The sequence below is a fragment of the Natronobacterium haloterrestre genome (assembly GCF_900112205.1).
Classification (GTDB): domain Archaea; phylum Halobacteriota; class Halobacteria; order Halobacteriales; family Natrialbaceae; genus Natronobacterium; species Natronobacterium haloterrestre.
On record NZ_FOKW01000001.1, the window covers coordinates 697,077 to 711,763 of the forward strand.

General features: G+C 67.0%; 13 protein-coding genes and 1 tRNA gene. 7 read left to right on the top strand and 7 right to left on the bottom strand.

Annotation, left to right across the window (positions count from 1 at the left end; genetic code table 11):
- The first annotated feature begins 61 nt into the window (after nucleotides 1-61).
- Both BM113_RS03305 and BM113_RS03310 read left to right on the top strand, forming a co-directional pair.
- Nucleotides 62-1,477: an outer membrane protein assembly factor BamB family protein gene (locus BM113_RS03305; protein WP_089785294.1), complete on the top strand. Its 1,416-nt coding sequence runs from the start codon at nucleotides 62-64 to the stop codon at nucleotides 1,475-1,477.
- Nucleotide 1,478: 1 nt separating this feature from the next.
- Entirely contained in the window at nucleotides 1,479-2,345 is an 867-nt protein-coding gene (locus tag BM113_RS03310) for a hypothetical protein (protein ID WP_089785295.1), read from the top strand.
- Between the two features lie 24 nt (nucleotides 2,346-2,369).
- Here BM113_RS03310 and BM113_RS03315 read toward each other — a convergent pair whose 3' ends face one another.
- A complete protein-coding gene (locus tag BM113_RS03315) occupies nucleotides 2,370-2,942 on the bottom strand; it encodes a GNAT family N-acetyltransferase (protein ID WP_177209090.1) in 573 nt (190 codons plus the stop codon).
- Nucleotides 2,943-3,105: 163 nt separating this feature from the next.
- On the opposite strand from BM113_RS03315, the gene BM113_RS03320 reads away from it, so the two are divergent.
- Nucleotides 3,106-3,603, top strand: coding sequence for an amphi-Trp domain-containing protein (locus tag BM113_RS03320; RefSeq protein ID WP_089785298.1), 498 nt, complete (start codon nucleotides 3,106-3,108; stop codon nucleotides 3,601-3,603).
- A gap of 10 nt (nucleotides 3,604-3,613) precedes the next feature.
- Here the strand turns inward: BM113_RS03320 and BM113_RS03325 are convergent, their stop codons facing one another.
- On the bottom strand, nucleotides 3,614-4,111 hold the full coding sequence (locus BM113_RS03325) for a hypothetical protein (RefSeq protein ID WP_089785300.1): 498 nt from the start codon (nucleotides 4,109-4,111) through the stop codon (nucleotides 3,614-3,616).
- Between the two features lie 97 nt (nucleotides 4,112-4,208).
- Between BM113_RS03325 and BM113_RS03330 the strand changes: the two genes are divergently transcribed.
- Complete coding sequence (locus BM113_RS03330) at nucleotides 4,209-5,447, top strand: mechanosensitive ion channel family protein (protein WP_089785301.1); 1,239 nt, start codon at nucleotides 4,209-4,211, stop codon at nucleotides 5,445-5,447.
- A 169-nt stretch (nucleotides 5,448-5,616) separates the two neighbouring features.
- Here the strand turns inward: BM113_RS03330 and BM113_RS03335 are convergent.
- The 5 genes from BM113_RS03335 to BM113_RS03355 all read right to left on the bottom strand — a co-directional run bounded on the left by BM113_RS03335 (nucleotide 5,617) and on the right by BM113_RS03355 (nucleotide 12,120).
- A tRNA-Gly gene (locus tag BM113_RS03335) sits at nucleotides 5,617-5,687 on the bottom strand.
- A 359-nt stretch (nucleotides 5,688-6,046) separates the two neighbouring features.
- The gene (locus BM113_RS03340) at nucleotides 6,047-7,003 is read right to left on the bottom strand and encodes a beta propeller repeat protein (RefSeq protein ID WP_089785303.1); all 957 of its coding nucleotides are present in this window, start codon (nucleotides 7,001-7,003) and stop codon (nucleotides 6,047-6,049) included.
- Nucleotides 7,004-7,194: 191 nt separating this feature from the next.
- Nucleotides 7,195-7,947 (bottom strand): class I SAM-dependent methyltransferase, encoded by a 753-nt coding sequence (locus BM113_RS03345; RefSeq protein ID WP_089785305.1) that lies wholly within the window; start codon nucleotides 7,945-7,947, stop codon nucleotides 7,195-7,197.
- A 55-nt stretch (nucleotides 7,948-8,002) separates the two neighbouring features.
- On the bottom strand, nucleotides 8,003-10,141 hold the full coding sequence (locus BM113_RS03350) for a type II secretion system F family protein (RefSeq protein ID WP_089785307.1): 2,139 nt from the start codon (nucleotides 10,139-10,141) through the stop codon (nucleotides 8,003-8,005).
- The gene (locus BM113_RS03355; RefSeq protein WP_089785309.1) at nucleotides 10,138-12,120 is read right to left on the bottom strand and encodes a type II/IV secretion system ATPase subunit; all 1,983 of its coding nucleotides are present in this window, start codon (nucleotides 12,118-12,120) and stop codon (nucleotides 10,138-10,140) included. The genes BM113_RS03350 and BM113_RS03355 overlap by 4 nt, the downstream gene beginning before the upstream one ends.
- 171 nt (nucleotides 12,121-12,291) lie before the next feature.
- On the opposite strand from BM113_RS03355, the gene BM113_RS03360 reads away from it, so the two are divergent.
- The 3 genes from BM113_RS03360 (at nucleotide 12,292) to BM113_RS03370 (ending at nucleotide 14,680) form a co-directional block, all read left to right on the top strand.
- Nucleotides 12,292-12,762: a DUF5793 family protein gene (locus BM113_RS03360; protein ID WP_089785311.1), complete on the top strand. Its 471-nt coding sequence runs from the start codon at nucleotides 12,292-12,294 to the stop codon at nucleotides 12,760-12,762.
- 182 nt (nucleotides 12,763-12,944) lie between these two features.
- On the top strand, nucleotides 12,945-14,102 hold the full coding sequence (locus tag BM113_RS03365; RefSeq protein WP_089785313.1) for an ABC transporter ATP-binding protein: 1,158 nt from the start codon (nucleotides 12,945-12,947) through the stop codon (nucleotides 14,100-14,102).
- Nucleotides 14,103-14,401: 299 nt separating this feature from the next.
- On the top strand, nucleotides 14,402-14,680 hold the full coding sequence (locus tag BM113_RS03370; RefSeq protein ID WP_007140478.1) for a UPF0058 family protein: 279 nt from the start codon (nucleotides 14,402-14,404) through the stop codon (nucleotides 14,678-14,680).
- The last annotated feature ends 7 nt before the right edge of the window (nucleotides 14,681-14,687 follow it).

A 14,687-nucleotide genomic window follows, 5' to 3' on the forward strand; every position in this document is an offset into this window, starting at 1 on the left:
GTTCTCGCCCGCGTCGCTCGAGGGCAAAGTATTTACGAGTCAGTTATGACAGTAAAGTTGAATGAATCTGGTCCCCGAACCGGCACCGAGTCGGCGGGCGTTGCTCGCCGGATTCGGATCCCTCCTCGGCACGGGCTGTCTCGGAGCCGACCGTTCCCGCAGCCCCGAGCGGCCGGCGGCCGACCGGGACGAGTGGCGCATGTACGGCCGCGACCCGGGTCGGACACGATACGTTCCGGACGTCGCCGTCAGCGGCGACGAACCCGAAGTCGTCTGGGATCGACAGGTCGGCGCGTCCGGCTGGCGGCCGCCCGTCGTCGCCGACGGCACCGTCTTCTGCCAGTATGCGAACGGGCTCTTCGTCCTCGACCTCGAAACGGGTGCGGGACAGCTCGCGAACACCTACGGCGGGTTCGGGCGGGAAACCGGACCGATGGCCCTTCCACGGACGGAGATTTATCGAGACGGATCGCTGGTCGTCCCCTACGGCGAGGCCATCGCCGGCTACGCGGCCGACCCGGACCGCTTTCCCCAGGAAATCTCGGGGTTCGGCGACGGATTGCTGCGGTGGTGGTCCGACGGGGAGACCGTCGGCACCGACGCCGCGGGGATCGGTTCCCGGTCGCTCGGTCCGGGGTTCACCTCCGTCTCGTTCGCGCCGGTCGCGGTCGCCGGCGATCTCGTCACCGTCCACGCCATCTCCGACACCGTCTCCGCCGTCCGGGCCGACGACGGCAATCCCCGCTGGCGCTACGACCTCGAGGACGCGGCCCCCGACGACTGGGATCACGGCGTCGGCCCGCTCGGTCACGTCGTCGACGAGACGACCGACACGGTCGTCGTCGCGGGACGGCTGTTCACGGCGCCGTACCTGTTCGGGCTCGATCGCGCCACGGGTTCGCTCGAGTGGACCGTCGACGGGCGAACGACCGACGCACGGGCGCGCTCGAGCGACGAACCGAACGGACTGCTCGCACGCGACGGCAGGGTATACGTCGTTTCGATGAGCGAGGACCGGGACCTGCGGCTGCTCGCGGTCGACGCCGCCTCGGGCGAACGCGGCTGGGAGCGAACGCTGTCGCGCTCGAGCCACGTCGGACTCGCCGCCGGAGACGACCGGCTGTACTCCGTCGCGACCGTCTCGCGGGAGGGGACCGACCCGCTCGCGATCACGGCGCTGGACCTCGAAGACGGGCAGGTCCGCTGGGGACGCGTGCTCGAGGATCCGACGCGTGGCCCGCCGCTCGGCGGGGGACAACCGCCGACCGTCGCCGGGAACGCGGTGCTCGTCCCGGGCGAACGCGGACTCCACGCCCTCGAGCGGACGACCGGCGACCACCTGTGGACGTTCACCGAGACCGTCGGAACCTCCGGTGGGGGCGAAACCGAACGGGCCGCGGTGACGCCCGCGGTCGTGGCGGACGATCGTCTCGTCGTCGGAACGACGCTCGCGCTGTACGGACTCGAGGTGGCCTGAAATGGGCGGCTTTCCACCTTCCGACCGGGATGCGAACGAGCCGAGCGATACCGGGACCGGCAACGACTCCAGTCCGGGCTTCGTGGCGCTGCTTCGATCGGCGGCTGGCACGGTTCGCGACCGACCGGCAGCCGTCGTCCCGTTCCTTCTCGCCGGGATCGTCGGCGCAGTCAGCACGCTCGCCAGGATCCAGACGCCCTACCCCGTCGGGATGGCGTCGATCGCCCGCGGCTCGTTCACGATTCCGATTCCACTCGTCCCCCGCCTCGAGCCCGCGATCGAACTTTCGCCGACGCTGCTGTACGGCCTGGAACTCGAGTACGCCGCCGGATTCGTCGGCTGGCAGGCGGCGATCGCCGTCGTCACGACCGTTGCCTTCGGTATCGGCCTCCGGACGGCGGCGAGCGTGCGGGGCCATCGTCCGCCGGCGGCCCGTCTCGGCTGGCTCGCGGCGTACGTCCTCGCGGTCCAGGCGCTCCCCTTCGCTCTCGCGGTCGCCGTCGGGCGCTGGAACGGGTACGGGTACGGGTACGGGTACGGGTCCGGGTTCGGACTCGGCACGGGGCTGCCTGTCGTCGCCGCGGTAGTCGTCGGGAGCGTGTTGCTGGTCGCACCCGCGTCGATCGTCCTCGGCGGAAATCGTCCCGTCCGGGCGGTCCACGAGAGTCTCGCCATCGCGGCCGCTCGGCCGCTCTCGAGCGTGGCGCTTGTCCTCTGTCTCGGCGTCCTCGCCGCGGCCCCCGTATCGGCTGCGACCGCCGTTTCCCGCTCCGCGCTCGCGCTCGGCCTCGGAACCGTCGCGAGCGTGACTCTCGCCGGAACGGCACAGGCGGCCGTCGTCGCCGAATTCTACGAGGAGCGAGGCTAGCGGTTCGACGGCGCGTTCGGCACCCTACGACTCCGTTCGATCAGCTTCCGGCGGCTCGCCGTCTACTCGATCCGCGAGGAACCCCTCCTCCTCGACCGAGAGGTCGCGGTCGCGAAACTCCTCGAGTCCCGCCCGATAGCGTTCGACGGGGTCCGCCCCACCGTCGCCCGTCGGCCGCGGATACTCGAGCACCAGTTCGGCGATCCCGGTCGTCTCCCCGGTGTAGCCGAACCCGGCGCGGTACAGCGCCTCGTAGGCGAAGGGGTTGTTGACCGCGATCCGGAGCCGCTCGTAGCCGCGCTCGAGGGCGCGATCCCGGACGAGCCGACAGAGCCGCGGTCCGATCCCCTCCCCGCGGCGGTCGAGCGCGACCGTGACGTAGCGCAGCCACAGCGTGTCCTCGTCGGTTCGATCCTCGTTGAACGCGACGGCGGCGACGATGTCCGCTGGTTCAGTTCCCCGGTCGGCCCCGTCGGTCTCGCGGGCGATTGCCTTCCCCGTGTTCGACATGACGAACTTGCCGGCGTAGCTGAACCGCTCGTGATCGAGTCGGAGCGTGGGTCCGTCCGGCGGCCAGCCGAGTATCTCGTACTCCAGGTCCACGGCGGGCGTACGACCGCCGGCAACTAAGTCCCTCGTTCCCGTCTCCCGTTCCCGTCTCTCGGCCCCCATTCCCCGTCCCCGCTCATCGCAGAGACTCCACTCACGGCTCGAGAGCAGCCGAGCGGATTTTTGTCGGTCGGCGTGGAACCCTCGAGCGATGTCCGACGACGAACACGATCCCCAGAACGAGACGGAGATCGAAGACGACGAGGAGAGCGAATCGGAAGAGGAAGTAGAGGAAGAGGCCGAGAAAGAGGAAGAACTCGAGGAGGAGGAAGCCGAAGAAGAACTCGAGGAAGAGGAAGCCGAGGAAGAGGAAGACGAAGACGACCTCCTCGAGACGGAACTCGAGGTCCCGCTCCGGGAAGTACCGGATAGCCTCCGCGAACTCGCGGACGCCCTCGAGGAGGCCGCCGAAGGCGGCGACGGTGACGACCGAGAGGGAGGCGAACTGACGCTCGAGGCCGAAGGCGCCTCCGTGACGGTTCCGACGCCGGCGGGCGACGAAATCGTAGAGTACGAGATCGAACTCGAGCGCGAACGCGAAGACGAGGGCGACGAGTTCGAACTCGAGGTCGAACTCGAGTGGACGGTTCCCGGCGAGGAGTCGTCTGTCGATATGGAGGAGGACGCCGAAGACGACGAGGATTCCTGAGGACCCGCGATCAGAACCGGTTGCGCCACCGCGTCGTCCGCAACACTTCGTCTTTCATCGCCGAGCAGTGTTCCTTCGCTCGTTCCTCCTCGAACTCGTCGGTCATATCGTCGACACAGGACTCCCAGGAGCCGCCGATCGACGACCAGTACTCGAGGACGCTGTCGCGGTCCCACCCCTCCGGTAGCCCGTCCAGTGCGTCGACGTCCTCGTCGACGACGTCAGTCAGCGCCTCGCCGTCCGTCGCGTCGGTCGCCTCCTCATCCTCGAGATCGGTCTTCTCGAGCGCCGATGCCCGGTAGACCGCGGAGCCGACGGTCTCGAGGCCGACGACGTAGGCCGGCCGGTCGTCGCTGGCGTCGACTGCGGTGTACTCGTCATCCCCACCCTCGTCCCCGTCGCTCCCACCCTGTGGAAACTCGAAGTCGTCGGTCAGGACGGCAGCCACGACGCCACTCCCGTCGGGCGTGGCCACCTGGTCGCCTTCCTCGTACCGGGTATCGCTCATAGGGGGACGTTCGGCCGGAACCGGCGTAGGGACAGTGCACGGATTCGCAAGGGATCGGCAATCAGCGTTAACTGGATACGGTCGCGAGTGGGGAACGGTGCTCGGAAGCGTCGATACGATGCGGACCGCCCTCGAGGCGGTCACATCGACGGAAGGTCGGATGGCAGTCAGCGTGGGCATGGTTCTGGTCGCGGCACTCGTGGGCTTCGTCCTCGCGCCGATCGCCGTCCGACGAGCCGTGGCGCTCGTCGGCCGTACCCTCCGGGAGAGCGAGGCCGGAACCCTGCTCGAGACCGTCGACGACCTGCTCGAGGTGCCGTTCCCGATGCGGGCGGTGGTCCGGACCCTGCAGGCGGCGGTGCTCGCCGCAACCGGCCTCGGGTTGCTCGTCGTCTGGGGATACGCCTCGCTGGCGGCGCTTGCCGTCTCCGGGTTCGCCGAAGTGCTCCCGTACTTCCTCAAAGTGCTTCTGACGGTCGGGCTCTTGACCGGCGCCGTCGTCGGGACGCGATACCTCGAGCAGCGCCTCGAGGACTGGCTCGCGGACGCGAACTACGTGACGGCCCACCAGGAGGGCGTCGTCTTCCGGGTGTTGCAGGTGACGATCTTCATCGCGGTCGGCCTCGCGACGCTCTCGCTGTGGCGGGTCGATCTCGGCGGCCTGCTCGTCGGGGCCGGGTTCCTCGGGATCGTACTCGGCATGGCCGCCAGGCAGACGCTCGGCTCGCTGATCGCCGGCTTCGTACTGATGTTCTCCCGGCCGTTCGAGATCGGCGACTGGGTCCGGGTCGACGACCACGAGGGGATGGTGATCGACATCACGATCATCAACACGCGACTGCGGAGTTTCGACGGCGAGATCGTCGTCCTGCCGAACGATCGCGTCTCCTCGAGCACGGTCATCAACCGGAGCAAACGCAACCGCCTGCGACTGCGCCTCGAGGTCGGCGTCGACTACGAGACCGATCTGGAGCGCGCCGAGGACGTCGCGATCGAGGCGATGGACGCGGTCGACGACGTCGCCCCGGCCCCGAAGCCGCAGGTGATCCCGACCGAGTTCGGCGACTCGGCGATCACCCTCGAGTGTCGGTTCTGGATCGACCAGCCCAACGCCCACAAGAAGTGGACGACGATCCGGTCGGTCGTCCACGAACTCAAGTCGGCCTACGACCGCGAGGGGATCGGGATTCCCTACCCCCAGCGGCAACTCAGCGCCCGCGGGGACGGGGTTCGCGTCCTCGAGGATCTCGAGGATGGGACTTCCGGGGGAGCAGGCCGTGCGGACGCCGAGAACGGCGGGAACGGCGACGAGTTCGCGTACTCCGAACCGGAGTGATAGGGTTGGATGATCCCGACGTCGTCGCTGTTCGGTCGAGTACGGGAGACGTGCGCGGACCGGGATTTGAACCACGCCCGAGAACCCGCTCACTTCGTTCGCAGAACCTCGGTCTGATTCGAATCCCTCGTACGATCGCTGTCGCTCACGAGTTTGTTCGCGACAGCAATGCGCGGACCGGGATTTGAACCCGGGCCATGAGCTTGGAAGGCTCAGGTCCTACCACTAGACCATCCGCGCGCACCCTCTCGTTTTCGCTCCGTGTTTAAGGGTCTTCCTTTTTCGTCCGGCCGTCCTCTATCGATCTCGAGTCGAGAATCGGCCGGAAACCGCCGTCGTCTCGGTTCCGGAACCGGGTGGATCGGTGCGTGGGCCGTCGAAGCGGCCTCGGTGGTGGGGAATGTGGGGATGTCGGCTGTGGTGGTCGTGAGGGGGACGTCGGTGGTGGCTCGGTGATCGGGAAGCACACCCGGTCGGGAACCGACACGCGGCGGGAAACGGACTCCGGGGAATCGGCAACGGAGTCCACCCGTAGGCGGGAGTGTGGGGGAGCGAACGGGTGGATCGAGGATCGATCATCGACCCGCCGCTCGAGCGCGTTACCGCTCGAGGACGACGCCGCCGCTGCCGACCGCGAGGTCGACGCTGCCGCGGTCGACGGCCTGCAGGTTCTCGCCGACCGGGGTCGCGTTCTGGGTCCACTCGCCGTCCTGCTGCTCGAAGATCACGCCGCCGCCGCCGACGGCGTAGCCGTCGCGGCCCTCGGTCTCGACGTCGAAGAGGTCGGCGTCCCCGAGGCTCTCGGGGACCCACTGGCTCCCGTCGTACTCGAAGATCGAGGCGTTACCGCCGCTGACGGTGACGTCGTCCGAAGCATCGCTGTCGAGGCCGTAGAACGTCACGTCGGCGTCCTCGATGCCGATCGGGTTCCAGGTGACGCCGTCGTCGGTGGCGAAGACCTTGCCGTTCGTGTCGATGGCGTGGCCCGCACGGTCGTCGTGGAACTCGATGGCGGGAAGGCCGGAGCCGCTGCCGGGGACCTCGTACTCCCAGGTCCCTTCCTCGCCGTTCTCGAAGCTGTAGTGGATCGACCCGGAGTCGTCGGCGACGTAGACGTCCGCGTCGCCGGCGGGACCGGTGACCGCGACGTCGTTGAAGTTCGCGGTGAAGTCGTTGGGCGCGGAGCGGTCGACGAGGTTGCCGGTGATCACGTCGTACTCGCCGATCGCGCCGCTCGCGCCGACGATCCAGAGCCGCTCGCCGTCGTCGGTGACGTCCGCGCCGAAGAGGTCGTTGCCGTTGCCGGTGGGGCCGCCCTGGAGGACGACTTCCCAGCCCGCGTCGGTGCGCTCGATCACGAGGCCGCCGTCCGCGACCGCATGTGCGTTCGTCGCCGTGTGAGTGACGTCGTGGAGGGTACTGTCGATGGGGGTCTCGGCGACGGTCCAGAGCGTCTCCTCGTCCTCGGCGTCGGCGGAAACCGTCGCGGGGACGGTAACTGCGGCAAGCGATGCGCCTGCGAGCTTCATCATCGAACGTCGGGTGGTACGCGTCATGGCGCATTCGGGCCTGGGGGTGTGGAGATCATAAAAGCCGGAAGCGGTTAACGAGGATTCCGGACCCTTGCAGACGTTTTACTTCATTTAATTCCGTTATCCAAAGAACAATATTTTATCGTTCGGCCCTGACTGACGGAAAATCACTGAATATGCTCGCGGCTGATAATTCCGCTACGCGTGAGATTACATTACCGGTCTCGTCGTGCAGAACCGTCGGCCCCGGCGACCGTCGCGTAACAGTTGCCGCTCGAGAGTTCCCAGTCGACGACCTCGAGGTCGCTGCGCTCGAGTTGCCGTTCGAACTCCTCGGGGGCGTAGATGTGGTAGAACCGGTCGACCGTCTCGCCGCCGGGCAGGGTCCACTCGACGGTCGTGTCGAACCCCTCGCCGGTCCCGTCGGCATCGAACCGGTCGTGGGCCGTCGACCACGCGCTGACGAGCGCACGCCCGTTCGGCGAGAGGACGCGCGCGAGTTCGTCGAGGCTCTCGCGGCGCACGGACGCGGTCGGGAGGTGGTGCAGCGTCGCGACGTAGACAGCGAGTTCGACGGCGTCGGCAGCAAGCGGGAGCGTGGACGCGTCCCCCTGGCAGAGTTCGACGTCGAACCCTCGCTCGCCCGCTCGCTCACGGCCGGTCTCGAGCAGGCAGCGACTGGCGTCGACGCCGACGACGGTCTCGAGGTCCGGAACGCCGGCCAGCAGTTCGGCGTGACGGCAGTTGCCACAGCCGAGGTCGAGGCCGACTCCAGGGGCCTCGAGACCCCCGTGGTCGTCGACGAACGCCTCGACTTCGGGCCAGGGGTACTCCCGGGTGGAGGCAAAATGCGAGGCGATCCGGTCGTAGGTGTCACGGACCGCGGCCCGATCCTGCTCCCCCGGTTCCGTCGATTTCGACCCGGCTTCCGGTTCGGCACCCGTTCCGTCCGGCTGATCGTCGGCCATCGTCGGCCGTTCGTCGTGCGCGTAAAAAGGGTTCGCGGTACGGCGACGACGGGACCTATCCGAGGAACGTAAACAGCACGACCGTCAGCGCGATCATGACCGCAGCGTGTTTCGCGCCGGCCCGGACGTCGCCGGTGCTCAGTTGGCCGGCGATCAACCCGGACAGCAGCCCTTGGACGAGGGTCGCGTGGTAGAAGAGGGTGCTGTAGGTCGTCGCTGCGTCATCGGAGAGGCCGCCGAGGCCGTCGACCTCCGGGCCGCCGCTCGCCGCATCGACGCCCTCGGTCGGCAGGTTCGGCAGCAGGTAACCCGCGAGCACGGCGATGATAAAGAGGAAGACGAAAAACGAGACGTAGACGACGATCGTGTACTCCATCATCGCCTGCTTTCGCTCCCGCTTGAGCCGACGGTCGGCCGCGGCCTGGCGAGCGGCGATCCGAAGCACCGTCGAGAGGTTGCCGCTCGCGTTCATCGCCTCCGTCAGCAGCGTTACGACCCGCGAGGTTGCCCGGGTTCGAACGCGGGTCTCGAACCGCCGGAGAGCGGTCTGGAGATCCGACCCCCACTGGACGTCGGCCCAGACGCGATCCAGTTCGGTCCCCAGCGGCCCGAGATCGGACTCTCGGACCTTGTCGAACGCGGAGACGACGGACATCCCTGCCTCGTTGACGCTCGCGAGTCGATCGAGCAGGTCCGGGACGGCGGCCTCGATCGCGTTGATCCGCCGGCGGTGGAGTTCGTAACAGATCGCGAAGACTGTCAATACTCCGAACGCACCGACCGCGATCGTGTCGTCGACGACCGTCGGATCGAAGCCGGCCCCGGTAAACGCCGCGGGAAGTTTCCGGAGCACCGCGGCGAGTGCAACCGGTGCGGACACCGCAACCGCCAGGTTCGGTCGCTCGAGCAGGGTTTCGACCGGCCGTCCGAGTTGCTGCCGGACTCGGTCTACATGGCGGTAGTAGCGGACGCGCTCGACGTTCGCGGAGACGGTGTCCGTCTTCCCATCGACGTCCCCGACCGTCGAACCGCCGTCGGTCCGTCCACCTGTGGGCCGTCTCGAGTCCGTGCCGGCGGCCGGGCGGGAAGCGACGTCGTGATCGTCCGCATTCGATCCCGAACCCGAACTCGAACCCGAACCCGGCACCACCGACTCGGTCACCATGCTCAGGTAGACGATGAACCCGAAGTTAGCGAACGGCAGGATCAGGTAGATCAGCGCCCGGAGCGGGGTGATCGTGTTGCCGACGGCGATTCCGATGACGACGAGGATCGTAATGAGAAAGAGCGGACCGGCGACGAGAACCGTCACGTAGGCCTCGGCGAGCGTCCCGAGCAGTTCGATGGTCGACTCCTGCTGTGACTCGGACTCCTCCTGGTAGTCGTGGTACTGGCGCTCGAGGAACGACGAGAGGCTGTGTCCGCTCTGGAGGACGCTGACGAGGTTCTCGGTGAACTCCTGAAACTGTGGGCTGGGGGTGCGCCGCCCCATCTCCTGGAGGGCACTGACGAGGTCCATCCCGAAGGTGTCCATGTTCCGGACCGCGACTTCGAACTCGGCGGCGGCCTCACCGTACGTGTCCTCCTGGGCGGCGACGATCCGGACCACCTTCGGGAACTCCATGCCGCTCTTCGAGAGGGCGTAGACGAACGCGACCGTCGAGGGCAACGCGGTCTCGATCCGCCTGGCCCGTTCGTCGGCGACGTACCCGGGATACCACCAGCGCAGCCAGTAGGTCGCGGTACCCGAAAGCGTCCCGACCGTCAGCGAGGAGACGAGCACGAGGACGAACAGTTCGCCCGCCGATAGCGTCGGGACACCCCCCAGATTCGCCAGGAACTCGAGGGCGCCCGGCAGCGCCTCGCGCATCATTTCGGGGTCGATCGCGAGCAGTCGAAGCAGTCCCCAGATGGCGTAGATACCGAAGATCGCCCCGACGAGCGCGAGGGTCGCCGCGTACAGCACCGTCTTCGAGCCGTACTCCCGGTAGGTGACCGGGAACTGCGCGGCCCGCAGCGCCGACTGTCTGTCTGGGTGTTCGCTGCGGAACTCGTCGACGTAGTCCCCGAACAGCCGGATCGAGGTCCGGGTAACGAGACGATCGAATCCGCTGTGGACCGTCCCGACGGCGAGGACTGCACACAGGAGCAAGGCGAAAGCCAGCGGAACGGCGTTCGCAAGCGCGGGGCTCATCGTCGTCGGCCGTCCCCGCGGTCGGCGGCGTCGGCGTCCGTGTCGGCGGTGCCGCCGTCGGTTTCCGTTTCGGTTTCGTTCCCGGTAGCGCTCCCGTCACGGCTCGAGGTGATGTCGTCGACCGTCATGCGGTGGTTTTCCGGGTTATTCTCGTCCTCGTCCCCGTCCTCGTCCTCGGCGGCGGCGTCGGCGTCGCCTTCGATCGTCTCGAGGACGCGCTCGCTGTCCGCGTAGTACTCGTTGACCAGTGCGGTAAACCGCCGGTAGTCGGTGATCCCGTTGTCCCACAGGTACTCGAGGAACCGTTCGCGGTTTCGCAGTTCCGTCAGCAACTCGCTCTGGGACCAGCCCCGTTCGTCCCGGATCTCGGTCAGGACGTGGCTGCCGCTCGACCGGAAGGTGTCGGTCTCGCCGTCCCAGGTGTAGGCCGTCGAGTAGTCGAGTTCGCCGGTCCGCTGGTCGATACCTTCGATCTCGGCGATTACCTTGTTGCGCCGGACGCGGCCGTCGTCGAGCCTGGTGAGCGTCTGGACCGAGAGGATATCGAGGCTCTGGACCATCGGCCGCGGGACGTTGATCGGCTCGTTCTCGAGGCGGTTGATCACCGTCTGGACCGAGTCGGCGTGCATCGTCGAGTAGGTGGTGTGGCCGGTGTTCATCGCCTGGAAGAGGGTGATCGCCTCCTCGCCACGGACCTCGCCGACGACGATGTACTCGGGGCGATGGCGCAACGCCGACCGCAGCAGGTCGTACATCGTGACGTCTTTCCCCTCGTGGAGGCGCTCGCGGGTGACCGAGGAGAGCCAGTTGTCGTGGTACAACTGGAGTTCGCGGGTGTCCTCGATCGTCAGCACCTTCGAACGGGGCGGAATAAACATCGAGATGGCGTTCATACTCGTCGTTTTCCCCGAGGCCGTCCCGCCCGCGAAGATCAGGCTCTTGTTGTGCTCGATCGCCAGCCAGAGGTAGGCCATCTGCTCGACGCTGAAGGTTCCGTACTCGAGGAGGTCGATCGGCGTGAACGGCTCGTCCGCGTATTTTCGGATGGTAAACGCCGACCCCCGTGGGGTGACTTCCTCGCCCAGTGCGAGTTCCGCGCGCGAGCCGTCCGGAAGCGTGGTCTCGACCATGGGGTCGCCGATCGAGATGTGCCGGCCGGAATGCTGGGCGAGCCGGACGACGAACCGGTCGAGCGCCTCCTTCTCGAAGTCGACGTTCGTCGCGACGTCGGTGTACTCCTCGTGGTAGACGAAGATCGGCAGGTCGTAGCCGTCACAGGAGACGTCCTCGACGCGGGGGTCGTGCATGATCGGATCGAGTCGGCCGTACCCCCGGAAGTCGCGGTGGATGTAGTAGAACAGGCGGTAGAACGTCGCGACGTCGACCTCGGCCCCGTACCGTTCCAGGTACTCTCGGATCGTCTCCTGAAGGATCGACTCGACGTCGTCGCCGTCGGCCTCCCGATACAACAGCGGATCCCGGACGTCGTCCTGGAGCGTCTCGATCAGGACCCGTTCCTCCGCGGTCAGGGTCGGCTCGACGGTCCGGTACCGGTGCTGGTTGCGTTCCGAGTCGTAGCCGATCGTAACGAAGGAAAACGGCGCGTTAACCCAGTAGCGATCGACCTCCTCGATTCCTTCTTCCCCGTCGAACGAGACCAGCGAGCCGTGGACGCTCGGGTCGTAGTCGACGACCTCGATGCTCGAGCCGCGGATCGTCTCGAGGACGCGCCGGATCGTCCGACGAGCAGTCCCGAACAGCGAGTCCGCCTCGTTCTCGCCCGCGGCGGTCTCTGCGGTGTCGGCCTCGAGGGTTGCGCCATCGGCGTCGGGCCAGACCCCCTCGCTGGCTTCCCGACCGTCGGTGTCGGCGGCGTCGTTCGTGGCGGTGCCGTCCGCGCGGGCTTCGGTGTCACTCCCGACACCCGCTTCGGGTCGGTCGCCCCCCGCTCCCCCGTCCGGTTCGCGCTGGTCAGTCATCGTAGCTGCCGCTCGTATCAGCGAGTATCTCGAGCGGACGGTCTTAAAACAGGCGGCCACGCGCCGACGGGCGAGTCCGTCGGTGCTCCGTCTCTGCGTGCAGGCGGTTCGTTTCGGCGATCCGTCGTGCGTTACGTTCATACGCCGGGAGTACTAACTATGAACCACGGAATGAGGCGCGAGCACTTCACGCTAGACGTCGATAACGTCGACTGGGTCGACACCGACGACGAGCCCCGCAAACCCTCGGTATCGATCGACTTTACCGGCCCGGCGACGATGCTCCGCGAGCGCCTTACGGGGACCGACGGCGACGTCCTCGAGGCCGGGGAGACGGACGTCGCCCTGCGGCTCCAGGACCCGCTCGGCGACGACGCCCGCGGCGTCGTGAGCGTGACGAACCGGATCACTGGCGAATTCATCCTCGAACTCAACGAAGCGGCCGACGACGTCCTGAAGTTCATCCGCGCGGCCCGCGGCTATGGCGAAGCCGCCAACGACGACGACGGGCGGTACGAGGTCGAGATCACTCTCGACGGGGACCCCTACGTCACCTACGACAAACGGACGTTTCTCGTCTACGACGACGAGGGTAGCCTGCTCCGCCAACACAGCCTGATCCCCAGCGGCGTCGAACTCTGATACGGATCGCTGTACCACTGCCCCGGCACAACCGCGACCCGGGCGGCGGTTGTGCCGGAACCGACGGACAGTAACCCGTCTGCCCCTTCCTTCGTGTTCCCAGGAGGCTGGAACGGACCGGCAACTATAAGTATTTTAGGCGTCCCTAAACCTATGTACGCCGGCAGACGCCGGAGTCGACCATGGCGAACGGGCAACTACTGACGACGGCCGCCGACGAATCGACGGCGACCCCAGAAGCGACGGGAGACGTCGTGCTGGAACTCGAGGACGTCGCCAAGCAGTACGGGGCCGAAGAGGTTATTTCGGAGCTGTCGCTGTCCGTCCACGATGGCGAAATTCTCACCCTCCTCGGTCCGTCAGGCTGCGGGAAAACGACCACGCTGCGGCTGATCGCCGGCCTCGAGAAACCGAACGCCGGCCGGATCACCCTCCGGCAGGACTCGGTCGCCGGCAACGGCCGGTTCGTCCCGCCGGAGGATCGGGGCGTCGGCGTCGTCTTCCAGGAGTTCGCGTTGTTCCCCCATCTCACCGCCCGCGAGAACATCGCTTTCGGCCTGCAAGACTGGAGCGAGGAGGAACGGGACGCCCGCGTGGCCGAACTGCTCGAACTGGTCGGGCTCTCGGAACACGGCGAGGACTACCCCGACGAACTCTCGGGCGGCCAGCAACAGCGGATCGCGCTGGCCCGTTCGCTGGCACCCGAACCGGAGATGCTCTTGCTCGACGAGCCGTTCTCGAACTTGGACGTCGACCTCCGGGTCGAGATGCGCGAGGAGGTCCGCCGGATCATCAAGGAAACCGGCGTCACCGCCGTCTCGGTCACCCACGACCAGGAGGAAGCCCTCTCCATTTCGGACCGCGTTGCGGTGATGAACGACGGAAACATCGAACAGATAGATACCCCCGAGCGCGTCTTTCAGCAGCCGAAGTCGCGGTTCGTCGCGGGCTTTCTGGGACACGCGAGTTTCCTCTCCGGCGAGGTCCAGGGCGACCACGTCCGAACGGCGATCGGTCGCGTGCTCCGGGACGACGTCAACGGCCTCGCCCACCAGTACGACGGCAGCCGGATCGACCTGCTCGTCCGCCCCGACGACGTGACCGCGTTCCCGGCCGACGACGGCGAGACGAACGGGCGCGTCGTCTACCGCCGGTATCTCGGCCCGACGGTGCTGTACCGCGTCGAACTCGACTCCGGGGAAACGATCGAGTGTATGCACAACCACTCCGACCGGATCGACCTCGACGAGCGCGTCACCGTTCGCGTGACCGCCGACCACGAACTCGCGTGGTTCCCGGCCGGCCAGCGAAACCGAGACGTGACCGTCGCGGACGACTGATCGGTCCCTTTCGACCGCGCTGCCGTTCCACGCTTCGAGTCCCCTCGCTCGGGACCGTCGCCATTCCCATCCCACCGCTCGTTTCTCGCCGTTGCGCGCTTCTCGAGTCCTCGAGTCGCTCATGATGGCCGTCGTGATCGACGCCGAATCGCCCTCCGGCGGCGGGCACGAACCGCTGTCGTCGGGTCGTCGCTGGCGAACGCTCGAAATCGCCGTCAGCCCCCAAGGGACCCGTCCACGCCGGTTTTGCGACTGATGGCCACACAATCCTTAAGCCCCGACCGTCCGTAACCGTGGACATGCACAAGGACGAACTTCTCGAGCTTCACGAAGAACTCGTCGTCATCATGGAGTACTTCTCCCAGCGGGAGGACGTCGACGAGGAACTGTTCGACCCGTACCACCAGCTCGACGTCGACCCCTCACACGTCCACAAATCGAAGAGCGAACACAAACACGCCGTGTTCGTCCTCGGTAACGCCCTCGCGAAAGGAATGAGCGAAGACGAGTTCTCGAGTGCCGGCCGGATCGGCAAGCGGATGAAGGAGCTGGCCGAGGACGCCGAGTCGAAGATCTAGGCGAAAC

Excerpts from the sequence above, each read along its gene's own strand:
- BM113_RS03305 (WP_089785294.1), top strand. The coding sequence starts at position 62 with ATGAATCTGGTCCCCGAACCGGCACCGAGTCGGCGGGCGTTGCTCGCC.
- BM113_RS03370 (WP_007140478.1), top strand. The coding sequence starts at position 14,402 with ATGCACAAGGACGAACTTCTCGAGCTTCACGAAGAACTCGTCGTCATC.
- BM113_RS03355 (WP_089785309.1), bottom strand. The coding sequence starts at position 12,120 with ATGACTGACCAGCGCGAACCGGACGGGGGAGCGGGGGGCGACCGACCC.
- BM113_RS03345 (WP_089785305.1), bottom strand. The coding sequence starts at position 7,947 with ATGGCCGACGATCAGCCGGACGGAACGGGTGCCGAACCGGAAGCCGGG.
- BM113_RS03325 (WP_089785300.1), bottom strand. The coding sequence starts at position 4,111 with ATGAGCGATACCCGGTACGAGGAAGGCGACCAGGTGGCCACGCCCGAC.
- BM113_RS03320 (WP_089785298.1), top strand. The coding sequence starts at position 3,106 with ATGTCCGACGACGAACACGATCCCCAGAACGAGACGGAGATCGAAGAC.
- BM113_RS03360 (WP_089785311.1), top strand. The coding sequence starts at position 12,292 with ATGAGGCGCGAGCACTTCACGCTAGACGTCGATAACGTCGACTGGGTC.
- BM113_RS03310 (WP_089785295.1), top strand. The coding sequence starts at position 1,479 with ATGGGCGGCTTTCCACCTTCCGACCGGGATGCGAACGAGCCGAGCGAT.
- BM113_RS03350 (WP_089785307.1), bottom strand. The coding sequence starts at position 10,141 with ATGAGCCCCGCGCTTGCGAACGCCGTTCCGCTGGCTTTCGCCTTGCTC.
- BM113_RS03365 (WP_089785313.1), top strand. The coding sequence starts at position 12,945 with ATGGCGAACGGGCAACTACTGACGACGGCCGCCGACGAATCGACGGCG.
- BM113_RS03340 (WP_089785303.1), bottom strand. The coding sequence starts at position 7,003 with ATGACGCGTACCACCCGACGTTCGATGATGAAGCTCGCAGGCGCATCG.